Origin of the sequence: Stenotrophomonas sp. P2112, from assembly GCF_041897515.1 — a bacterium.
Classification (GTDB): Bacteria; Pseudomonadota; Gammaproteobacteria; order Xanthomonadales; family Xanthomonadaceae; genus Stenotrophomonas; species Stenotrophomonas sepilia.
This window is the reverse complement of sequence record NZ_CP169216.1, coordinates 3,581,232-3,603,882: the sequence shown is the minus strand read 5'-3', so window position 1 is coordinate 3,603,882 and position 22,651 is coordinate 3,581,232. Positions and strand designations below refer to the sequence as shown.

The following is a 22,651-nucleotide window of genomic DNA, read 5'->3' as shown; positions in this document are numbered from 1 at the left end:
GGTGCGCCGCTTCAATCTTTCCGAGTGGGCGTTGTCCAACCGCCCGCTGGTGCTGTTTGCGATGCTGGCTTTCGCGCTGATCGGCGCATGGTCGTACAAGCATCTGGGCCAGTCCGAGGACCCGCCGTTCACCTTCAAGGCGATGGTGGTGCGCACATTGTGGCCGGGGGCGACCGCCGAGCAGGTCTCGCGGCAGGTGACCGAGCCGCTTGAGAAGGCGCTGATGAATACCGGCGAGTACGAGTTCATCCGCTCGTACTCGCGCCCGGGCGAATCGCAGATCATCTTCATGGCGCGCGACAGCCTGCGTTCCAGGCAGATCCCGGACCTGTGGTACCAGGTGCGCAAGCGCGTGGGCGACATCCGCCCGACGCTGCCGCGCGAGATCGTCGGTCCGTTCTTCAACGATGAGTTCGGCGACACCTACGGCAACATCTATGCGTTGACCGGCAAGGGCTTCGACTACGCGGTGATGCGCGACTACGCCGACCGCATCCAGCTGGAACTGCAGCGGGTGCCCGACGTCGGCAAGATCGACCTGGTCGGCCTGCAGGACGAGAAGGTGTGGATCGAACTGTCCAACACCCGGCTGGCCACGCTGGGCGTGTCGATGCAGCAGGTGCAGCAGGCGCTGGCCGACCAGAACGCAGTGACCGGCACCAGCTTCTTCGAGACCGCCACCGATCGCGTGCAGCTGCGGGTGACCGGCCAGTTCAACGACATCGAAGCGATCCGCCAGTTCCCGATCCGCGCCGGCGACCGCACCGTGCACCTGGGCGACATCGCCGAGGTCAAGCGTGGCTTCGCCGATCCGGCGTCGCCGAAGATGCGCTTCATGGGCGAAGAGGCGATCGGCCTGGCGGTGGCGATGAAGGATGGCGGTGACATCCTCAAGCTCGGCGCCAACCTCGATGCCGAGTTCGAACGCCTGCAGAAGACCCTGCCGGCCGGCATGCAGCTGCGCAAGGTGTCCGACCAGCCGCAATCGGTGGAAGAGTCGGTCGGCGAGTTCGTGCAGGTGCTGACCGAGGCGGTGGTGATCGTGCTGCTGGTCAGCTTCTTCTCGCTGGGCCTGCGCACCGGCCTGGTGGTGGGCGTGACCATCCCGCTGGTGCTGGCGATGACCTTCTTTGTCATGCACTACTTCGACATCGGCCTGCACAAGATCTCGCTGGGTGCATTGGTGCTGGCGCTGGGACTGCTGGTGGACGATGCGATCATCGCGGTGGAGATGATGGCCACCAAGATGGAGCAGGGCTACGACCGCCTGCGCGCCGCCAGTTTCGCCTGGGAGTCGACCGCGTTCCCGATGCTGACCGGCACCCTGATCACCGCGGCCGGCTTCCTGCCCATTGCCACTGCGGCATCGAGTACCGGTGAATACACCCGCTCGCTGTTCCAGGTGGTGACCATCGCGCTGGTGGTGTCGTGGATCGCAGCGGTGCTGTTCATCCCTTACCTGGGCGACAAGATGCTGCCGGACCTGTTCAATCCGCAGCCGCCGAAGCCGGGCAGCCTGTCAGCGCGCTGGCACGCCAAGCGCCAGCAGTGGGCCGACCGCTATCCGGCGCTGGCCAATCTGATCGCGCCGCCGCAGCACGGGCACGACCACGATCCGTACCAGCGCCCGTTCTATCGTAGTTTCCGTCGCTTCCTCGATACCTGCCTGCGGCATCGCTGGTGGGTGATCGCGGCGACCATCGGCCTGTTCGTGTTCTCGCTGATGATGTTCCGCTTCGTGCCGCAGCAGTTCTTCCCGGACTCGACCCGGCCGGAACTGATGGTGGACATCGAGCTGGCCGAGGGCGCCTCGCTGCGCTCGACCCAGGCCCAGGCCGAGAAGCTTGAGAAGCTGCTGTCCAGCCGCGAGGGCATTGCCAACTACGTGTCCTATGTGGGCACCGGTTCGCCGCGCTTCTACCTGCCGCTGGACCAGCAGCTGCCGGCGACCAACTTCGCCCAGTTCGTGGTGCTGGCCAAGGACATCACTTCACGCGAAAGCACCCGCGACTGGCTGCTGCACGAGGTGATCCCGAAGTTCCCGGACGTGCAGATGCGCGTGACCCGCCTGGAGAACGGCCCGCCGGTCGGCTATCCGGTGCAGATGCGCATCTCCGGCGAGCACATCGAGAAGGTGCAGGCGATCGCGCGGCAGGTCGAGGCCAAGGTGCGGGAGAACCCGCACGTGATGAACGTCAACCTGGACTGGAGCGAGCCGAGCAAGGTGGTGCGCCTGGTGGTCGACCAGGAGCGCGCCCGCGCGCTGGGCGTGAGCAGCGCCCAGGTCAGCCAGTTCCTGTCCAGTTCGTTGGCCGGGCAATCGGTAAGCGTGTATCGCGAGGGCAATCGCCAGATCGAGATGCTGCTGCGCGGGCCGGCCGATGAGCGCAATCAACTGGAGCTGCTGTCCAGCCTGTCGATGCCCACCGCCAACGGTGGCAGCATCACGCTGTCGCAGGTGGCGACGATGGAGTACGGCTTCGAGGACGGCATCATCTGGCACCGCAACCGGTTGCCGACGGTGACCGTGCGCGCCGACATCAGTGATGGCATGCAGGCGCTGGACGTGGTGCATCAGATCCTGCCCACACTGGACGGCATCCGTGCCGAGCTGCCCAGTGGTTACCTGCTGGAAACCGGCGGTACCGTGGAGGATTCAGCGCGTGGCCAGAACTCGATCAAGGCCGGCATGCCGCTGTTCCTGGTGGTGGTGGCCACGCTGCTGATGCTGCAGCTGCGCAGCTTCTCGCGTGCAGCGATGGTGCTGGTGACCGCGCCGCTGGGCATCATCGGCGCGACCCTGTTCCTGCTGCTGTTCCGGGCGCCGTTCGGCTTCGTGGCGCTGCTGGGCACGATCGCGCTGGCCGGCATGATCATGCGCAACTCGGTGATCCTGATCGACCAGATCCAGCAGGACATCGATGCCGGGCATGACCGTTGGCATTCGATCATCGACGCCACGGTGCGCCGCTTCCGCCCGATCGTGCTGACCGCACTGGCAGCCGTGCTGGCGATGATTCCGCTGTCGCGCAGCGCGTTCTACGGCTCGATGGCGATCTCGATCATGGGCGGCCTGATCGTCGGTACGGTGCTGACCCTGGTGTTCCTGCCGGCATTGTACGCGGCGTGGTTCCGGGTGAAGCCCGATGAATCCGGGGCGTGATGCCGACCGGGGTCGGATCCCTTTCCCTCGGGGAAAGGGCTCTGACCCCACCCATGCCGGTTGCTCCCTTCCCAGGTAGGTGCCAACCTTGGTTGGCACGGATGCATGCATTCACGCATGGCGTGGATCTACTGCAGCTGCAGGCCGCTCCGCAGCACCGGCAGCAGCCATTCGATGAACACCTGCACGCGCAGCGCACGGTGCTGCCGATGCGGCTGCAGCAGGGTGACCGGCAATGGCTGTGCGACGTGCTGTGGCATCACTTCCACCAGCGCGCCGGATTGCAGCTCGGCCTGTACGTCGTAGCGCGGAATCTGCAAAAGACCCAACCCCGCCACACAGCACGCAATCGATGCCTCGGCGCTGTTCACACGCACCCAGCCAGGCATCGGCAGCGTGCGCAGTTGGCCGCCGTCCTGCCACTCCCAAGGTTCCACCCGTGCCGTGGTCGGCGACGCGTAGTTCACCGCGCGATGCTGCGGCAGGTCGGCAGGATGCTGCGGCACGCCGTGTTCGCGCAGGTAAGCCGGCGCCGCAACGTTGGCAAAATCCAGTTGGCCCAGCGTGCGCGCCACCAGGCTGGAGTCGCCCAGCTGGCCGACCCGCAACACTGCATCGCAACCGTCCTCGATCAGGTTCACCGCGCGGTCGCTCATGCCCAGGTCCACTTCCACCTGAGGGTAGCGGGCGAAGAAGTCTGGCAGCGCCGGTGCGATGATGCGGCGGCCGATGCGGCTGGGTACGTCGATCTTCAGCAGCCCCGACGGCTGGGCGTCGACCTGGAGGAACAGCGATTCGGCGTCCTCGACCTCGGCGATCAGGCGCAGGCAGCGGGCATGGAACACGTCGCCGTCGTGGGTGGTGGACACCCGCCGGGTCGAGCGCTGCAGCAGGCGGGTGCCGAGCCGCTGCTCCAGCTCCGCAATGGCTGCCGAGACAGTGGAGCGGGGCAGGCCGAGCTGGTCGGCGGCGCGGGTGAAGCTCGCGCACTCCACGACCCGGGTGAAGATGCGGAAGCGATCGATCCGGTCCATTGTTCGCTGACTCTGGAAAGTTAAGTCAATGTGGCGGGCTTTATCCGCTTTTTCTGCACGATATCGTCGTCAGGGCAGGGTTGCCACCCCGGGCAGCCCCCTCCCGAGACCGAAGCCATGACCGAGCATTCCCTCAAGGGCAAGACCGTGCTGATCGCCGGTGGCGCCAAGAACCTGGGCGGCCTGATCGCCCGCGACTTCGCCGCACAGGGCGCCAAAGCCATCGTCATCCACTACAACAGTGCCGCTACCCAGGCCGATGCAGAAGCGACTGTAGCCACGGTGCAGGCCGCCGGCAGCAAGGCGGTGGCCCTGCAGGGCGACCTGACGTCGGCGGCAGCGATGGAGCGCTTGTTCGTCGATGCCGTGGCCGCAGTCGGCCGTCCTGACATCGCCATCAATACGGTGGGAAAGGTACTCAAGAAGCCGCTGCTGGACATCAGCGAGGCGGAGTACGACGAGATGAGCGCGGTCAATGCCAAGGCCGCGTTCTTCTTCCTGAAGGAGGCAGGTCGCCACGTCAATGACGGTGGCCGCATCTGCACCCTGGTCACCTCGCTGCTGGGTGCGTTCACGCCGTTCTATTCCAGCTATGCCGGCACCAAGGCGCCGGTCGAGCATTTCACCCGTGCGGCGTCGAAGGAGTTCGGCGAGCGCGGCATCTCGGTGACCGCGATCGGTCCCGGTCCGATGGACACGCCGTTCTTCTATCCGGCCGAGAGCGCCGATGCGCAGGCGTATCACAAGACTGCGGCGGCGTTGTCGGCGTTCACCCGCACCGGGCTGACCGACATCGCCGATATCGTGCCGTGGATCCGCTTCCTGGTGACCGATGGCTGGTGGATGACCGGGCAGACGATTCTGGTCAATGGTGGGTACACCACCAAGTAAGCAAAGCCATGCATGGCGTGGCCCTACCGCGCGGGAACCGAATCATCCACGCATGGCGTGGATCTACCGCTGTGGTAGGTGCCAACCTTGGTTGGCACGGAGTCGGGCAGTGGCCACGGGCCACCTGTAGAGCCGTGCCATGCTCGACTCTACAGGTGTTGCCCGATGGATCAGCCCAGCTTCGCCAGCACCGCGTCGGTTGCCGCGGCGGTGCTGACGGCCTGGCCCTTGGCCGCAAGGTCGGCGGTGAACACGCCGTCATCCAGCACCGCATGCACGGCGGCTTCCACGGCTGCCGCTTCGGCCTCCAGCCCCAGCGAATGGCGCAGCAGCATCGCGGCGCTGAAGATTGTCGCGTACGGATTGGCAATGCCCTTGCCGGCGATGTCCGGGGCCGAACCGTGGATGGGCTCGTAAATGCCCACCGCACCCGGCTCGCCCAGCGAGGCCGACGGCAGCAGGCCCAGCGAACCGGCCAGCATCGAGGCCTCATCGGTGAGGATGTCGCCGAACATGTTCTCGGTGACGATCACGTCGTACTCGCGTGGCTTGGCCAGCAGGTGCATGGCCATCGAGTCGACCAACTGGTGCTCCAGCGCCACGTCCGGGAACTCCTCGCGGCCGATGCGTGCGGCCACGTCGCGCCACAGGCGCGAGGTTTCCAGCACATTGGCCTTGTCCACCGAAGTGACCTTGCCGCGACGCTGCTGGGCCAGGCGGAAGGCGCTGCGCAGCACGCGCTCGATTTCGGCCACGGTATAGCGGCACAGGTCGCTGGCGCTGTCGGCGTCGCGGGTCTTGTCGCCGAAGTAGATGCCGCCGGTCAGTTCACGCACCACCACGAAGTCCACGCCCTGCAGCAGCTCGGCCTTGATCGGCGAGGCGTGCAGCGCGGCCTCGTGGGTACGCACCGGGCGCAGGTTCGCATACAGGCCCAGCGCCTTGCGGATCGCCAGCAGGCCCTGTTCCGGGCGCACCTTGGCGTTCGGGTCGGACCACTTCGGGCCGCCGACCGCGCCCAGCAGCACCGCATTGGCGGCCTGGCAGGCGGCGAGGGTCGACGCCGGCAGCGGTTCACCGTGGCGGTCGATGGCAATGCCACCGATGTCGTGCTCGCTGAAGGTGAAGGTGTGGTTGAAGCGTCCGGCGACCGCCTTCAGGACGGCAACTGCCGCGGCGGCCACTTCCGGGCCGATGCCATCACCGGGCAGGACAACAATTTCAGCGTGCATGCTCACTCTCGTAACGTTCGATTTCAGGGACACGGCCCAGCAGATACCCCAACTGGTCGACGCCTTCCAGCAGGCAGGTCTGCGAGAAGCCATCCAGCGGGAAGGAATAGACCTGGCCATCGGGGGTGCGCAGTTCGCGCGCAGCCACGTCGATGGTCAGCGCATCGTCCGGGCGCTGCATCAGCGCCTGGACGTCGGCCTCGTCCAGCACGATCGGCAGCAGGCCGTTCTTCAGCGCGTTGCCGCGGAAGATATCAGCGATCTCGCTGCTGACGATGGCACGCAGGCCCAGGTCGGTCAGCGCCCATGGCGCGTGTTCGCGCGACGAGCCGCAGCCGAAGTTGCGGCCCGCCAGCAGGATGCTGCGGCCGGCGTTGTGCGGCTGGTTGAAGGCGAAGTCGGCCACCGGCGAACCATCAGCTTGCCAGCGCCAGTCGTTGAACGCGTTGCGACCCAGCCCGGCACGCTCGGTGGTGGACAGGAACCGCGCCGGGATGATCTGGTCGGTGTCGATGTTGGTCTGGCGCAGCACCACGCTGGCCGAGGTCAGGGTACGGAAACCGGCCATCACGCCACCTCCTGTGCGAACAGTTCGCGGGTATCGGCAACGTGCCCGTTCACCGCCGCCCATGCGGCGCTCATCGGCGAGGCCAGCAGCGTGCGCGAACCGGGGCCCTGCCGGCCTTCAAAATTGCGGTTGCTGGTACTCACGGCCAGCTGGCCGGGGGCGACCAGATCGCCGTTCATCGCGATGCACATCGAGCAGCCCGGCTCGCGCCATTCGGCACCGGCCGCGCGCACGATCTCATGGATGCCCTCGGCCTCGGCCTCGCGCTTGACGATCTCCGAGCCCGGTACCACCAGCATGCGTACGCGCTCGGCAACACGACGGCCGCGCAGCACCTGTGCGACTTCGCGCATGTCGCTCAGGCGGCCGTTGGTGCACGAACCAACGAACACTACGTCCACCGGTGTGCCCGCCAGCGCCTTGCCGGCCTGGAAGTGCATGTAGTCCAGGCCCTTCTGTGCGGCGGCATCGTTGGCGGCGGGAATCGGCGCATCCACGGCGATCGCGGTACCCGGATGCGTACCCCAGGTCAGGGTCGGGCGGATGTCGGCGGCGTCGATGTGCACTTCGCTGTCGAAGCGCGCGCCGTCATCGCTGCGCAGCTGTTGCCAGCGCGCCACGGCAGCGTCGAAGTCGGCGCCCTTGGGGCCGCGCGGCGTAGCGGCGACGAAGTCGAAGGTGACCTGGTCGGGCGCGACCATGCCGGCGCGTGCACCGGCCTCGATCGACATGTTGCACAGGGTCATGCGCTGTTCCATGTCCATCGCTTCGATGGTGCTGCCACGGAACTCGATCACGTGGCCGGTGCCGCCGTTGACGCCGATCACGCCGATGATGTGCAGGACCACATCCTTGGCGCCGACGCCGGGTGCCAGCGCACCGTCAACGGTGATCGCGAAGGTCTTGGCCTTGCGCTGCAGCAGGCACTGCGTGGCCAGCACGTGGCCGACCTCGCTGGTGCCGATGCCGAAGGCCAGCGAGCCGAATGCACCGTGGGTGGAGGTGTGGCTGTCGCCGCAGACGATGGTCATGCCCGGCTGGGTGAAGCCCTGTTCCGGCGCAATGACATGGACGATGCCGCGGTTGTCCGAGGCCATGTCGAACAGTTCGATGCCGTGCTCGGCGCAGTTTCGCGCCAGGGTGGCGACCTGTGCCTCGGAAGCGGCGCTGGCGTAGGGCAACGTGCCGTCCGCCGCAGCCGGCAGGGTCGGCGTGGAATGGTCCATCGTCGCCTTGGTGCGGTCCGGCCGGCGCGGCGACAGGCCGCGCTCGCGCAGTTCAGTGAACGCCTGCGGCGAGGTGACCTCATGGATCAGGTGCAGGTCGATGTACAGCACGGCGGGTGCGCTGTCGGATTCGGGAACCACCACGTGGGCGTCCCACAGTTTGTCGTACAGGGTGCGGGGTGCGGAAGTCATGCGTATGCCTGGCAGAAGTACGAGATAGCGAACATCAGTAAAGAAAGCGGAACGGTCAAGTCAGCGACGGCGGGCGAGCACACGCAGGCGCACGTAGTCGGCCAGCGCCTGGCCGGCGGCATTGCGTGGCAGGTCGGCCAGCAACGCGGTGGCAGCCTCGCGCACGGTGGCGCGGGCCTCGGCGGGCAGGTCATCCAGCAGCGGCGCGGCGAATACCCGCAGCCAGCCGGCCACGCCGGTCGGCAGTGGGGTCGGGCGCGGCGTGCATTCGATCAGTTGCACCTGGAAGCCATGCTGGCGCAGGCGGTCGGCATAGGCATCGGCGGTCGGGAAGTACCACTGGAAGGTGCTGGCGCCATGGCCGTGGGCCACGCGTGCGGCCTGTACCGCCGCGACGATCGTGGCCACGTTGCCATGGCCGCCGAACTCGGCGACGAAGCGGCCACCGGGGCGCAGCGCGCGACGCACGCCTTCCAGCACGCGGTCCGGGTTGCCCATCCAATGCAATGCGGCATTGCTGAAGACCGCATCGAACTCGCTGTCGAACGACAGCGCGTGGCCGTCCATCACCTGCGCGTCGACGCCACGTGCACGGGCGGCGATCACCAGTTCCGGCGACGCGTCCACGCCGTGGATGCACGCGCCGCTCAGGGCCAGCTCGGTGCTGAGCACGCCATCGCCACAGCCCAGGTCGAGGATGCGCTCACCGGCGCGCGGATCGAGCAGGCGCGCGACCGCGCCACCGAGCAACGGTACGAAGCCGGCATCGATCGCATAGTCCTGGGCGTTCCACTGCTGGCCAGCGGCTGCGCTAGGAGTGTCGAAGGCGCTCATCTCGGGTTCCTCAGGCGGTGGCAGGGGCGGGAACGTCGGTGCTGCTGTGGGCGGTGGCCTGGCGCTGGCGCAGCAGGCGGTTGGCCACATCCAGCCAGGCCAGCGCGGAGGCTTCGATGATGTCCTTGCTGGTGCCGGTGCCGTCGTACTCCACGCCGTCGTGGCGCACGCTCAGATTGGCTTCACCGCGCGCATCGGCGCCGATGCCGACGCTGTGCACCTGGTAGCTGTCCAGCATCAGCTGCACGCCGGTGGCAGCCGACAGCGCGCCGAACAGCGCATCGACCGGGCCGTCGCCCTGCGCGGTCTCGGCCACGCGGTTGCCGTCCGGGTCGGACAGTTCGACCAGTGCATTGGCGCGGCTGCCGACGTCGCTGATGGTCATCGACGCCAGGCGATAGCCCTGCGCGTTGGAGCCGCCCTGCATCAAGGTTTGCAGGTCGGCATCGGTGACCACGCGCTGCTGTTCGCACAGGCCCTTGAACTGCTCGAACACCAGCTTCAGTTCGTCTTCGTCCAGCCAGAAGCCCAGTGCACGCAGGCGTGCTTCGACGGCGGCGCGGCCACTGTGGCGACCCAGCACCATCTGCGAATCTTCCCAGCCCACGTCTTCCGGGCGCATGATTTCGTAGGTGCCGCGATGGCGCAGCATGCCGTGCTGGTGGATACCCGATTCGTGGGCGAAGGCATTGGCACCGACGATGGCCTTGTTGCGCTGTACCGGCATGCCGACCAGGCGCTGCAGCAGCTGCGAGGTGCCGACGATGCGCGGGGTGTTGATCGAACTGTCCTGTTCGTAGAAGGCCTGGCGCACCTTCAGCACCATCGCGATCTCTTCCAGCGAACAGTTGCCGGCGCGCTCGCCGATGCCGTTGACGGTGCACTCGACCTGGCGTGCACCGCCTTCGATGGCGGCCAGCGAGTTGGCCACCGCCAGGCCCAGGTCGTTGTGGCAGTGCGCGCTGAAGATCACATTGGCGGCATTCGGCACGTCGGCGACGCCGGCGATGACCTGCTGGAACATCGCGCGGATCTCTTCCGGCGTGGTGAAGCCGACGGTGTCGGGCAGGTTGATGGTGGTGGCGCCGGCGGCAATGGCCACGCGCGAGACTTCGATCAGGTAGTCCAGCTCGGTACGGGTGGCATCCTCGGCCGAGAACTCGACATCGTCGATGTAGGAGCGAGCCAGCGAGACGTGCTTGCGTACCGATTCCAGTACCTGCTCGCGGGTCATCCGCAGCTTGTGCTCGCGGTGCAGCGGGCTGGTGGACAGGAACACGTGCAGGCGCGGGTTGGCTGCGGCCTCCAGGGCACGTGCCGAGGTCTCGATGTCGGCCTGCAGGCAGCGCGACAGCACGGCCAGGCTCAGGCTCGGGCGGCGCAGTTCGCGGCCGATCAGCGCCATCGCCTCGCGGTCGGACTGCGAGCTGGCCGGGAAGCCGGTCTCGATGATGTCCACGCCCAGTTCGTCCAGCGCACGCGCCATCACCAGCTTCTGCGGCGGGCTCATGCTGCAGCCGGGGGACTGCTCGCCGTCACGCAGGGTGGTGTCGAAGATGCGGATGCGCGGGGTGGTAATTCGTTCGATGGTGGTCACAGGGAAATCTCCTCGACAGCGGGTGCGGCGGCTTGCAGGGGGGAAGGGGAAGAGGTGGGGGACGCGAGGGCGCTGGCCTTGCCGGGCGAGCGCGGGGTTTCACTACGCCGTCGCCGTGGTTTGCGCGGCGGGCGCGGCCGGATGTCGGTGAGCAGGCCGGCCAGGACACCCGCATCGATATTCCCGCCGGACACCACCGCGCACTTGCGGCGGCCAGCGACACGGCGGCCTGCTGCCAGCGCCAGCGCACCGGCGCCCTCGGCGATGATGTGTTCTTCCAGTGCCAGCCGGACCAGGGTTTCACGCAGTTCGGCTTCGCGCACGATCACTACGTCGTCCAGCAGCGAGGTGCACAGGCGTCGGGTCAGGAAACCGGGAATCTTCACCCGCACGCCGTCGGCCAGCGAGGCGACGGGGGCGATCTCGCGTACGTCGCCGCGGATGGCGCGCGCCATTGAGTCAACGCCTTCCACCTGGGCACCGATCACGCGCACGCCCTGTGATTTCAGCGCCAGTGCAACGCCGGAGGCCAGGCCACCGCCGCCGATCGGCACGATCACCACGTCCGGTGCGTGCGCGGCCAGCTCGATGCCGACCGTACCCTGGCCGGCAATCACATCGGCGTCGTCGAACGCGGAAAGGAAGCGGTAGCCGTGGCGTTGTGCCAGTTCAACCGCGAAGGCGTAGGCCTCGTCATAGCTGGTGCCATGCTGGCGCACGGTGGCGCCCCAGTGAGCGACGCCGGCGATCTTGGTGGCCGGCGCGCCATGTGGCATCACGGTGATGGCCGGAACGTCCAGGCGGTAGGCCGCCCACGCCACGCCCTGGGCATGGTTGCCGGCCGAGGCGCAAATCACCGGCCGGGTATCGCCGCGCTCGCGGCCGGCCAGCAGCGCGTTCAACGCGCCGCGCACTTTGTAGGACCCGGTGCGCTGCAGGTTCTCCAGCTTCAGCCAGGTGCCGAAGCGCTCGGCATGGTGCAGCGGGGTAGGCGGCAGGAAGCGGCGCAGCCGGGCCTGCGCCGCCAGTACGTCGGCGACGCTTACGTCGCCGACATCGCTTTCCTGGCTGGCATCAGCGGCCGGCATGGGCCACCAGCGGGGTGCAGGCGACCGCCGCATGCGGGCACGGGCGGCGAAGAAGACGCCTCCGTACCGGCACCGTGGTCACTACGGTACGGGTGTTCATACGGATGCTCCTTCCACGGCGGTGACCTGCACGGACACGCAGTCGTAGATCTTCTCGATCTGCCGGCACAGCGTTTCCGCCGGGCGCTGGCCATCCACCACCAGTTGCAGGTGCCAGCGGCCATCGTCGGCGGCCACCGGCGCACCGCTGATCGCACGCGGCGCGAAGCCACGGCGCTCGGCCATGCCGATCACGCGCAACAGCGCGCCTTCGGCCGGGTGCAGCACCAGGTCAAGCCGGTAGTGCATTGGGGATCTCCTGGCGGGCATGGGCGGGGTTGCTTTCCAGCATCGTGCTGTTGGCGGTGTTCGGTGGCACCAGCGGCCATACGTTGGCGCGTGCATCGATGGCCACGTGCAGCAGTGCCGGGCCGGGTTCGGCCAGCAGCGCGGCTAGGCCACCCTCGACGTCATCCCGCGCGTCGATGCGGGTGGCGGAAATGCCGAACACCTGCGCCAGCGCCACGAAGTCCGGGTTGTCGGACAGGTCGATCTCGCTGTAGCGCTCGGCGAAGAACAGCTCCTGCCATTGCCGCACCATGCCCAGCGAACTGTTGTCCAGCAGCACGATCTTCACCGGCAGGCGGCAACGCGCGATGGTCGCCAGCTCCTGCACGTTCATCATGAAGCTGCCGTCGCCGGACACCAGCACCACGGTGCGATCGGGGCAGGCGAACTGCGCACCCATCGCGGCCGGCAGGCCGAAGCCCATGGTCCCCAGCGCGCCACTGGTCAGGTGGTTGCGCGGGTGGTTGAAGCGGCAGTGCTGCGCCACCCACATCTGGTGCTGGCCAACGTCGCAGGCGATCACCGCATCGGCCGGGGCCAGCTCGCTCAGGCGCTTCAGCAGCGCCGGGGCGTAGATGTGCTGGCCCGGTGCGTCGTAGCGCGCTGCGAAACGATCGCGATGCTGTGCACAGCGCTTGCACCATGCGTCCTGGTGGGCCTTGGGGGAGGGGAAGGCCGCACGCAGGGCGCGGATGGCGTGACCGACGTTGCCGGGCACGGCGACATCGGCGCTGCGCAGCTTGGAGATCTCATATGCGTCCGCATCGATGTGAACGACGCGGGCGAACGGTGCGAACTCGGCCAGCTTGCCGGTGGCACGGTCGTCGAAGCGTGCGCCCAGCACCAGCAGCAGGTCGCTTTCCTGCACCGCCATGTTGGCCGCGCGGGTCCCGTGCATGCCCAGCATGCCCAGCGACTGCGGATGGCTGGCCGGCAGTGCGCCCAGGCCGCGCAGCGTCATCACGGTGGGGATGGCACTGGCCTCGACGAAATCGCGCAGGTCCTGCACCGCATCACCCAGCGCGATGCCACCGCCGGCGTAGACCACTGGCTTCTCGGCCGCGGCCAGCGCGGCAATGGCTTCGGCAATGGCGGCCTCGGCCGGCGCCGGCGATGGTTCGACGCTGCTGGGCGCATGGGCCGGCAGATGGCTGGCGTCGGCCAGCTGCACGTCCTTGGGCAGGTCGATCAGCACCGGGCCGGGGCGACCTTCGCGGGCGATCCGGAACGCATCGGCCACCACGCGCGGCAGGTCATCGACGCTGCGCACCAGCCAGCTGTGCTTGACGATCGGCATCGTCAGGCCGAACACATCCAGTTCCTGGAAGGCGTCGGTGCCCAGCAGCGGCGTGCCGACCTGGCCGGTGATGCAGACCATCGGTACCGAGTCCAGCATCGCATCGGCGATGCCGGTGACCAGGTTCGACGCGCCCGGCCCGGAGGTGGCCACGCAGACGCCCACCTGGTTGCTGGCGCGGGCGAAACCATTGGCGGCCAGGGCGGCACCCTGCTCGTGGCGCACCAGGATGTGCTTCAGCGACGAGTCCACCAGCGCGTCGTAGAACGGCATGATGGTGCCACCGGGATAGCCGAACAGCGTGCGGACGCCTTCGGCCTCCAGCGCCTGGGTCAGCCAGCGCGCGCCGTTGGGCGGCGCGCTGCGGTGTGTGGAAGAGTTCATGGGGGAACCTTGCAAAGCGGGTGGGGGAGGGCCGCGCGGTTACGCGGCCTGTCCTTGCAACCAGACCATCTTGGCGCGCAGTTCCTTGCCCACCTTTTCGATCGGGTGCTCCAGGTCGGCCTGCTTGAACCTGTTGTAGTTCGGCAGGCCCGCTTCGTACTCGGCCACCCAGTTCTTGGTGAAGGTGCCGTCCTGGATGTCCTTCAGTACTTCCTTCATGCGTGCCTTGGTGCCGGCGTCGATCACGCGCGGGCCGCTGACGTAGTCGCCGTACTGCGCGGTCTCGGAGATGAATTCCAGCATGCGCGAGATGCCGCCTTCGTAGAACAGGTCGACGATCAGCTTCAGCTCGTGCAGTACTTCGTAGTAGGCGATCTCCGGCTGGTAGCCGGCTTCCACCAGGGTCTCGAAACCGGCCTGCACCAGCGCCGACGCACCACCACACAGCACCGCCTGCTCGCCGAACAGATCGGTCTCGGTCTCTTCCTTGAAGGTGGTCTGGATCAGGTTGGCGCGGGCACCGCCGAGGCCGGCCGCATAGGCCTGGGCATGCTGCGCGGCCTTGCCGCTGACGTCCTGGTAGACCGCCCAGATGCACGGCACGCCACGGCCGATCTCGTACTCACGGCGCACCAGCGCACCCGGGCCCTTCGGCGCGACCAGCACCACGTCCAGATCGGCGCGCGGCTCGATCATGCCGTAGTGCACGTTCAGTCCGTGGGCGAACAGCAGGCACGCCCCCTGCTTCATGTTCGGCGCCAGCACATCGTTGTAGAGCTTCTTCTGCACCATGTCGGGGGTCAGCACGGCGACCAGATCGGCGTCCTTCACCGCATCGGCGGGCGCGACCACGGTGAATCCATCGGCCTGGGCCTTGGCTTCGGTCGGACCGCCCGGACGCAGGCCTACCACCACGTCGAAGCCGGATTCGCGCAGGTTCAGTGCGTGGGCGCGGCCCTGGCTGCCGTAGCCGATGACGGCGATCTTGGTCTGGGGCAGGTCGTTGGTGCTCATGGGGGAGGTTCCTTGCGGTGGGAAGAAAAAAGAACGGCCGGTCGTCGAGGTGACGTGCCGGCCGGTCAGGGGAAAGCGGTGGAGGGGGCGCCGCGCATCGCACAGGCACAGCCACCACGAGGCGTGGTGCTGCAGGTCCGGGTTGTGCGATGAGCGTTGGTCATGGTGGTTGCGTCTGAAACCAGGTTCTGAAATGAAAAAACCCGCACCGGGGCGGGTGCGGGTTTTTGAAGAGTTCCGGTGTGTCTGTTGCTTACACGCTGGCTCGTCCCGCACCTGTGGGTTGGGTAATAAGTACGAGCACAAGAATCGAACGCAGCGAGGCGGCGCCGATGGCGGCGGCTTCGATGTGGGTTCGCGGTGGCGTGTTGTGATGCAACATGCGATCGAGAGAAACACAGGCGTTTTGGCGGTGTCAACCCTCACGACAGTTTTTTTATCGGTTTCCAGTGAGTCCAGCGAAATCGCTTGCGCCGCAAGGATGGTTGCCACTGAAAGTGTTTCAGTGAACCCGAATTCACTCCTTTCAACACGCTTTTTGCGCGGATTCCGGGTCGCTGTTCGCCATGCTGGGGCGGACCCTGGTCGGCACCCACCGAAAGGCCATCGCCCATGACCTCTGCCCGATACCGCATGAAGGCCGCAGCGGCGAAGATCGCGGAACCACCTTCCACCGGAACCCGACCGTGTCCCGACGCCTTGCCCGCTCCCTGCTCGCCGCCGCCGTGCTGGCTGCCGTGCCTGCACTGTCCATCGCCGCCGACCGCATCACCGGCCACGCCTTCGCCACCCGTTCGGAGGTGATCGCCCCGCATGCGATGGCGGCTACCTCGCAGCCGCTGGCCACCCAGATCGCGCTGGACGTGATGAAGGGCGGCGGCTCGGCGGTCGACGCGGCGATCGCGGCCAATGCCGCGCTCGGCTTGATGGAGCCGACCGGCAACGGCATCGGTGGCGACCTGTTCGCCATCGTCTGGGACCCAAAGACGCAGAAGCTCTACGGCTACAACGGCTCGGGCCGCTCGCCGAAGTCGCTCACCCTGGCCGAGTTCCAGCGTCGTGGCCTGAAGGACATCCCGGCCACCGGCCCGTTGCCGGTGTCGGTGCCCGGTGCGGTCGACGGCTGGTTCGCCCTGCACGACCGTTTCGGTCGCAAGCCGATGGCCGATAACCTGGCGCCGGCCATCCGCTACGCCCGCGAGGGCCACCCGGTGGCCGAGGTGATCGCCTACTACTGGGACCGTTCGGTGCCCAAGCTGTCGCAGTACCCGGGCTTCAAGGAGCAGTTCACGATCAACGGCCACGCCCCGCGCAAGGGCGAGATGTGGAAGAACCCGAACCTGGCCAGCACCCTGCAGAAGATCGCCGACGGCGGGCGCGACGCCTTCTACAAGGGCGAGATCGCGCGCACCATCGGTGACTACTTCAAGGCCAACGGTGGCTACCTGAGCTACCAGGACATGGCCGACCACCACGGTGAATGGGTCGAGCCGGTCAGCAGCAACTACCGTGGCTACGATGTCTGGGAGCTGCCACCCAACAGCCAGGGCATCGCTGCGCTTCAGATCCTCAACGTGCTGGAAGGCTACGATTTCTCGAAGATCCCGTTCGGCTCACCCGAGCATGTGCACCTGTTCGTTGAGGCGAAGAAGCTGGCCTTCGCCGACCGTGCGCGCTTCTACGCCGACATGGCATTCCAGCCGGCGCCGGTGCAGAAGCTGATCTCCAAGGAGTACGCCGCGCAGCGCCGCGCGCTGATCTCGATGGACAAGGCCTTGAAGGAAGTGCAGCCGGGCACACCGAAGCAGCTGGAGGAAGGCGACACGATCTACATGACGGTGGCCGACGCCGACGGCATGATGGTCTCGTTGATCCAGTCCAATTACCGCGGCATGGGCAGCGGCATGGCGCCGCCGGGGTTGGGCTTCATCCTGCAGGACCGCGGCGAGATGTTCGTGCTGCAGAAGAACCATCCCAACGGATACGCACCGGGCAAGCGCCCCTTCCAGACGATCATTCCGGCGTTCATCACCAAGGGGGGCAAGCCGTATGCCAGCTTCGGCGTGATGGGCGGCGCGATGCAACCGCAGGGCCATGCGCAGATCGTGATGAACCTGGTGGACTTCGGTATGAACCTGCAGGAAGCCGGTGATGCGCCGCGCATCCAGCACGAAGGCTCGACTGAACCGACGGGTCAGGCCACGGCGATGACCGACGGTGGTGAAGTGAATCTGGAAACCGGCTTCCCGTACGAGACCGTGCGCGCGCTGATGCGCAAGGGGCATCGCATCGTGTTCGCCGACGGTCCGTACGGCGGGTACCAGGCGATCATGCGCGATCCCGAGACCGGGGTGTACTACGGGGCTTCGGAGAGCCGCAAGGACGGGCAGGCGGCGGGGTACTGAGGTTTCCCGGCCACCGGGCTGAGCCCCCTCGCGGCTGAGCGCTGGAGCAGGTCCATGCGCTGGGGCGTGCGGGTGGGAGTGTCGGAGGACGCCGTAAATACGTCCTTGTAGGCTTAGCCGCGCCATCCATGGCGCGGATACCCCCGCCACTCCCACCCGCACGCCCCCCGAAAATTTCCGTGCGCGTCAGCCACGGAAGAGAAGGAAGAAGATCAAGAGCAAAGGCAACAGCGACAGCCGCGCGCTGTGGGTTGGGGTCGGATCCGTTTTCCGAAGGAAAACGGATCCGACCCCTTCTTGTTTTCCGATACACCTGATCCACGCATGGCGTGGATCTACTGCCGTCACTGGGAGATCGTCGGAGGCGGGGAGGGGGCAGATGGCGGGACCGTCCACGGCATGGATGCCGTGGCCGAGCCTACAGGGACGTACTTGCGGCGTGTCCCGCCATCTGCCCCCTCCCCGCCAAGCAAGCAGAAGCCCAGAGCCGCCTTGGCTTCTGCACTTGCACTTGCACTTGCTTGAAAAAGCGGTACAGCCGCAGGCTGCAAAACACCCTCAATCCTGATCGTGCGCGCGTGCGGCCTCGGCCTGCGTCTCCTCCTGCGCCGCCATCTCGCGTGCAATCCACGCATCGATCATGTGCCGCTGGCGCTGCGCCTGCCGCCGCTCCCGGGTGTATTCCTGGTCCAGCACCCGGTACAGGGACACCATCACAAGAAGCATCAGCAGCGCGAACGGCAGCGCAGCGATGGTGATCATGCCCTGCAGCGCCTCCAGTCCCCCTGCCAACAGCAAGGAACCCGCCACGAGCGCAATGCCGACACCCCACGCCACTTTGTGCTTGCGCAATGGCTCGCCCGCGTCGTCCGTGGACATGCTGGCCAGCACAAGTACCGCAGAATCAGCCGAGGTCACGAAGAAGATCATCAGTAGCACCAGCGCAATGCACGACAGCAGCAACGGCAGCGGCATGCTGTCGAACATGGTGAACAGCACCGTTTCATAGCCGTTGCCCAGTGCCTGCAGCAGGTCGGCCTGGCCGAAGATCTGCATCCAGATCGCGGTGCCACCGAACACCGAGAACCAGAAGAAGCCCAGCAGCGTCGGTGCCAGCACCACGCCGATCACGAACTCGCGCACGCTGCGCCCGCGCGAGATGCGCGCGATGAACGAACCCACGAACGGTGCCCAGGAGATCCACCAGGCCCAGTAGAAGATCGTCCAGTCCGCGACCCAGGTGCTGGACGAGAACGGTGACATGCGCAGGCTCATCGTCACCAGCTGATTGAGATAGGAGCCCAACGTCGTCGTGAAGGTGTTGAAGATCGCGCCAGTCGGGCCGAGTACCAGCACCAGCGCGAGCAGCAGTGCAGCCAATGCAAGGTTGAAGTTGGACAGCCATTTCATGCCGCGGCCGACGCCGCTGAGCGTGGACGCCATGTACAGTACGAAAGCCACTGCGATGATGGTCAGCTGCAGCGGCACGCCCGCCTGCACGCCGAACACGCGTTCCACGCCGGCCGCGATCTGTATCGTGCCGAAGCCCAGTGCTGTAGCCACGCCAACCGCGGTGGCGACGACCGCGGAGATGTTGACCATATGCCCGATCCAGCCACGATGGTGACGGCCGATGATCGGTTGCAACATATCGCTGATCTGGCCACGGCCGTTGCGGTTGAACTGGAACCAGGCCATTGCCAGGCCGATCAGCGCATAGATGGCCCACGGGTGCAGGCCCCAATGGAAGAACACATAGCGCATGGCAGCACGCGCGGCGTCCATGCTCTCTGGCGCCAATCCTTCGGGCGGCTTGCTGAAATGCGAGATCGGCTCGGCTGCGCCCCAGAAAACCAGGCCGATGCCCATGCCGGCGGCGAACAGCATCGACATCCAGCTGGCCCGCGAGAACTCCGGCTCGGCGTCTTCGCCGCCGATGCGCAGGTTGCCGAAGCGACCGAAGGCCAGGTACATCAGGAACACCAGGGCCAGGAACACCACCAGCAGGTACAGCCAGCCGATACCGCGGATGAGTTCGCCGAGGATGCTCTGCACCACGGTATTGAAGGGGCCGGGTGCAATACCGGCAAGCAGCACCAGCATCAGAACCAGTGCGATGGAAACACGAAACACCATGAAGGAGCTTCTCCGATCAAGGGATTGAGGGGAGCGAGCAGAGCTTGCAGCGAAGGGCCGGCGGCATGCGGCGCGAACCGGGCAGGGGCCGCGTCGGCGGCGAAGGAAGCATCGGTCGCGGGAGCGCGACGGACGTGCACGTTACTGAACGCGACGTCATGGTTCTGTTAACGAATAGCGATTGGGGTCAGATCCGGAGGCGGGCGGTCTATGCTCTAATGCACACCAAGAAGCGGGGGTACCGGGCCATGTGGCCACGGTTGAGACAGTCCCTTGGAACCTGATCCGGCTCATACCGGCGTAGGGAAGCTTTGCAATGCAGCCGTGCCCGGACTCCGCCCAAGGACCGTCCGTGCGCGGGTGCCGTGCGCCGCCGCTTCGTCCCTGACCTTCCTGGACGATGCCCGATGAACGCACAGCTCTCCGCCCTGCAGCAACAGGCCCAGCAACTCTCCGAATCCGTGACCCGGCCCATTCCCGGCTCGCGCAAGATCCACGTGCCTGGTTCGCGCCCGGATCTGCAGGTGCCGATGCGGGAGATCGCGTTGACCCGCACCCCGACGCTGTTCGGCGGCGAAGAGAATGCACCGGTCACGGTCTACGACACGTCGGGCCCTTACACCGATCCGGGCGTGCGTATCGATCTGTCCGCCGGCCTGCCGGCACTGCGTCGCGGCTGGGTGGAGGAACGTGGCGATACCGAGCAGCTCGAAGGCCTGAGTTCGTCGTTCGGGCGTGATCGCGAGCATGACCCGAAGCTTGATGCCGTGCGCTTCCCCGCGCGCAGCCTGCCGCGTCGTGCACGGGCAGGCGCGAACGTCACCCAGATGCACTACGCGCGCCGCGGCATCATCACCCCGGAAATGGAATTCGTTGCCATCCGCGAGAACCAGCAGCTGGAAGCGATCCGCGATGCGGGCCTGCTGCAGCAGCATCCGGGCGAGGCGTTCGGCGCTTCGATCCAGAAGATCATCACCCCGGAGTTCGTGCGGGATGAAATCGCGCGCGGCCGCGCGGTGCTGCCCAACAACATCAACCATCCGGAAAGCGAGCCGATGATCATCGGCCGCAACTTCCTGACCAAGATCAATGCCAACATCGGCAACAGCGCCGTTTCCTCGGGAATCGCCGAGGAGGTAGAGAAACTGGTGTGGGCGATCCGCTGGGGCGGTGACACCGTGATGGACCTGTCCACCGGCAAGCACATCCATGAAACCCGCGAGTGGATCATCCGCAACTCGCCGGTGGCGATCGGTACGGTGCCGATCTACCAGGCGCTGGAGAAGGTCGATGGCCGCGCCGAAGCACTGACCTGGGAGATCTTCCGCGACACGCTGATCGAGCAGGCCGAGCAGGGCGTGGACTACTTCACCATCCACGCCGGCGTACTGCTGCGCTACGTGCCGCTCACCGCCAAGCGGGTGACCGGCATCGTCAGCCGCGGGGGCTCGATCATGGCCAAGTGGTGCCTGGCGCATCACAAGGAGAATTTCCTCTACACGCATTTCGAAGAGATCTGCGAAATCATGAAGGCCTACGACGTGACCTTCTCGCTGGGTGACGGCCTGCGCCCGGGCTGCATCGCCGATGCCAACGACGCCGCGCAGTTCGGTGAGCTGGAAACGCTGGGCGAGCTGACGAAGACTGCCTGGAAGCATGATGTGCAGACCATGATCGAGGGCCCCGGCCACGTGCCGATGCAGCTGATCAAGGAGAACATGGACAAGCAACTGCGTGAGTGCGGCGAGGCGCCGTTCTATACGCTGGGGCCGTTGACCACCGATATCGCACCGGGCTACGACCACATCACCAGCGCGATCGGCGCGGCGATGATCGGATGGTTCGGCACGGCCATGCTCTGTTACGTGACGCCGAAGGAGCATCTCGGCCTGCCCAATCGCCAGGACGTGCGCGACGGCATCATGGCCTATCGCATTGCCGCGCATGCAGCCGACCTGGCCAAGGGCCATCCGGGGGCGCAGGTTCGCGACAACGCATTGAGCAAGGCGCGCTTCGAGTTCCGCTGGGAAGACCAGTTCCACCTTGGCCTGGATCCGGAGAAGGCCAAGGAGTTCCATGACGAGACGCTGCCGAAAGATGCGCACAAGCTGGCCCACTTCTGCTCGATGTGCGGCCCGCACTTCTGTTCGATGAAGATCACCCAGGATGTGCGTGACTACGCCGAAGCCGGCATGAAGGAGAAGTCGGAGGAGTTCCGCGCGGCTGGCGCAGAGGTCTACCACCAGGGATGACGAGCAGCCGGGTGCCGGCCGCTGGCCGGCGGCCGGTTGTGCAGGGGCCGGGAGGAGTGCTGGCCAGCGGCCGGCACCACCGCTCATCACGCCGCTCCCCGCTATGCTCCGCGCATCACCCTGGGGGAAGGACACCATGCCCGTTGCCATGACCACCCGTTGGCTGGCCATTGCCCGCCGTCATCCTTCGGCCTGGCTGCTGGGTGCCCAGTTGATCGCGGTGCTGCTGTACCCCGCGCTGGATGACACCGCTGCCGGTCGCGCGGCGCTGGGCATGTTCGGCATGGCGGTACTGGGCCTGGCGCTGTGGGTGGTCCAGCGCAGCCCACTGGGCACCTGGCTGGCACTGCTGCTGGCCATCCCGTCGGTGGTGTTCTCGCTGGCTGGCGCATTGCTCGACCGCAGCGCACTGCTGACCACCGCACAGTTGCTGGAGAGCCTGCTGTACTTCTATACGGCCGGCGCCCTGATTGCCTACATGCTCCAGGACCACAAGGTCACCCGCGACGAACTGTTCGCCGCAGGCGCGACATTCACCTTGCTTGCATGGGCATTTGCGTTCGCATTCGCGGTATGCCAGCAGTGGTACCCGGGCAGCTTCCAGGGCACCGGCGGAGGCTCGCAGCGCAGTTGGATGGAGCTGCTTTATCTCAGCTTCAGCTTGCTGTCTGGCGTCGGCTTGAGTGACGTTGTGCCGTTGCATCCACAGGCACGCGCACTGGTCATGCTGGAGCAGTTTTCCGGCGTGATGTACGTGGCTTTGGTGGTTTCGCGGCTGGTCGGATTGACCATGTTGCGGCGCATGTGAAAATGAACGCCAGATAAAAATTTCGCGCCCGAAAGGGCGCGAATGATGTCGCAAATTATGTGAATTCGTCGGCGAGAGAGAGCCTGATGTCGACCACGCGATAGGCGAGGTAACTTGCATAGGCTAGTATTCGCGCGCTCGAT

16 protein-coding genes and 1 riboswitch are annotated in these 22,651 nt (G+C 66.5%); of the genes, 5 read left to right on the top strand and 11 right to left on the bottom strand.

Annotation, left to right across the window (positions count from 1 at the left end; translation table 11 throughout):
- Position 1: 1 nt before the first annotated feature.
- Positions 2 to 3,163: an efflux RND transporter permease subunit gene (locus ACEPA4_RS16605; RefSeq protein WP_049416701.1), complete on the top strand. Its 3,162-nt coding sequence runs from the start codon at positions 2 to 4 to the stop codon at positions 3,161 to 3,163.
- A 128-nt stretch (positions 3,164 to 3,291) separates the two neighbouring features.
- On the opposite strand, the gene ACEPA4_RS16600 is transcribed toward ACEPA4_RS16605, so the two are convergent.
- A complete protein-coding gene (locus tag ACEPA4_RS16600; protein ID WP_053499076.1) occupies positions 3,292 to 4,197 on the bottom strand; it encodes a LysR family transcriptional regulator in 906 nt (301 codons plus the stop codon).
- 117 nt (positions 4,198 to 4,314) lie between these two features.
- On the opposite strand from ACEPA4_RS16600, the gene ACEPA4_RS16595 reads away from it, so the two are divergent.
- The gene (locus ACEPA4_RS16595; protein WP_065178342.1) at positions 4,315 to 5,088 is read left to right on the top strand and encodes an SDR family oxidoreductase; all 774 of its coding nucleotides are present in this window, start codon (positions 4,315 to 4,317) and stop codon (positions 5,086 to 5,088) included.
- A gap of 170 nt (positions 5,089 to 5,258) precedes the next feature.
- Here ACEPA4_RS16595 and leuB read toward each other — a convergent pair whose 3' ends face one another.
- The 9 genes from leuB to ilvC form a co-directional block, all read right to left on the bottom strand.
- The gene (gene leuB, locus ACEPA4_RS16590) at positions 5,259 to 6,320 is read right to left on the bottom strand and encodes a 3-isopropylmalate dehydrogenase (RefSeq protein ID WP_053499071.1); all 1,062 of its coding nucleotides are present in this window, start codon (positions 6,318 to 6,320) and stop codon (positions 5,259 to 5,261) included.
- A complete protein-coding gene (gene leuD, locus ACEPA4_RS16585; protein ID WP_005419117.1) occupies positions 6,310 to 6,888 on the bottom strand; it encodes a 3-isopropylmalate dehydratase small subunit in 579 nt (192 codons plus the stop codon). Before leuD ends, leuB begins: the two co-directional genes overlap by 11 nt.
- The gene (leuC, locus tag ACEPA4_RS16580) at positions 6,888 to 8,306 is read right to left on the bottom strand and encodes a 3-isopropylmalate dehydratase large subunit (RefSeq protein ID WP_065178343.1); all 1,419 of its coding nucleotides are present in this window, start codon (positions 8,304 to 8,306) and stop codon (positions 6,888 to 6,890) included. The genes leuD and leuC overlap by 1 nt, the downstream gene beginning before the upstream one ends.
- A gap of 60 nt (positions 8,307 to 8,366) precedes the next feature.
- Complete coding sequence (locus ACEPA4_RS16575; RefSeq protein ID WP_065178344.1) at positions 8,367 to 9,140, bottom strand: trans-aconitate 2-methyltransferase; 774 nt, start codon at positions 9,138 to 9,140, stop codon at positions 8,367 to 8,369.
- Between the two features lie 10 nt (positions 9,141 to 9,150).
- Positions 9,151 to 10,737 carry a 2-isopropylmalate synthase gene (locus ACEPA4_RS16570; protein ID WP_065178345.1) on the bottom strand — a complete coding sequence of 529 codons (1,587 nt, stop codon included), beginning with the start codon at positions 10,735 to 10,737 and terminating at the stop codon, positions 9,151 to 9,153.
- Positions 10,734 to 11,825, bottom strand: a complete 1,092-nt coding sequence (locus ACEPA4_RS16565) for a threonine dehydratase (RefSeq protein WP_053499063.1) — start codon at positions 11,823 to 11,825, stop codon at positions 10,734 to 10,736. Before ACEPA4_RS16565 ends, ACEPA4_RS16570 begins: the two co-directional genes overlap by 4 nt.
- A gap of 96 nt (positions 11,826 to 11,921) precedes the next feature.
- Positions 11,922 to 12,173, bottom strand: coding sequence for an ACT domain-containing protein (locus tag ACEPA4_RS16560; protein ID WP_005419108.1), 252 nt, complete (start codon positions 12,171 to 12,173; stop codon positions 11,922 to 11,924).
- The gene (ilvG, locus tag ACEPA4_RS16555) at positions 12,157 to 13,893 is read right to left on the bottom strand and encodes an acetolactate synthase 2 catalytic subunit (RefSeq protein ID WP_262090954.1); all 1,737 of its coding nucleotides are present in this window, start codon (positions 13,891 to 13,893) and stop codon (positions 12,157 to 12,159) included. The genes ACEPA4_RS16560 and ilvG overlap by 17 nt, the downstream gene beginning before the upstream one ends.
- 39 nt (positions 13,894 to 13,932) lie before the next feature.
- On the bottom strand, positions 13,933 to 14,907 hold the full coding sequence (ilvC, locus tag ACEPA4_RS16550; RefSeq protein WP_053499062.1) for a ketol-acid reductoisomerase: 975 nt from the start codon (positions 14,905 to 14,907) through the stop codon (positions 13,933 to 13,935).
- A 686-nt stretch (positions 14,908 to 15,593) separates the two neighbouring features.
- On the opposite strand from ilvC, the gene ggt reads away from it, so the two are divergent.
- A complete protein-coding gene (gene ggt, locus ACEPA4_RS16545) occupies positions 15,594 to 17,312 on the top strand; it encodes a gamma-glutamyltransferase (protein WP_065178369.1) in 1,719 nt (572 codons plus the stop codon).
- A 558-nt stretch (positions 17,313 to 17,870) separates the two neighbouring features.
- Here the strand turns inward: ggt and ACEPA4_RS16540 are convergent.
- The gene (locus tag ACEPA4_RS16540; protein ID WP_065178347.1) at positions 17,871 to 19,448 is read right to left on the bottom strand and encodes a BCCT family transporter; all 1,578 of its coding nucleotides are present in this window, start codon (positions 19,446 to 19,448) and stop codon (positions 17,871 to 17,873) included.
- Between the two features lie 224 nt (positions 19,449 to 19,672).
- Positions 19,673 to 19,773: riboswitch (TPP riboswitch) on the top strand.
- Between the two features lie 82 nt (positions 19,774 to 19,855).
- Here ACEPA4_RS16540 and thiC point away from each other — a divergent pair.
- Together thiC and ACEPA4_RS16530 are read left to right on the top strand one after the other, a co-directional pair.
- Positions 19,856 to 21,700, top strand: a complete 1,845-nt coding sequence (gene thiC, locus ACEPA4_RS16535) for a phosphomethylpyrimidine synthase ThiC (RefSeq protein WP_164093377.1) — start codon at positions 19,856 to 19,858, stop codon at positions 21,698 to 21,700.
- 136 nt (positions 21,701 to 21,836) lie between these two features.
- On the top strand, positions 21,837 to 22,508 hold the full coding sequence (locus tag ACEPA4_RS16530) for an ion channel (RefSeq protein ID WP_050562719.1): 672 nt from the start codon (positions 21,837 to 21,839) through the stop codon (positions 22,506 to 22,508).
- Positions 22,509 to 22,651 lie beyond the last annotated feature (143 nt).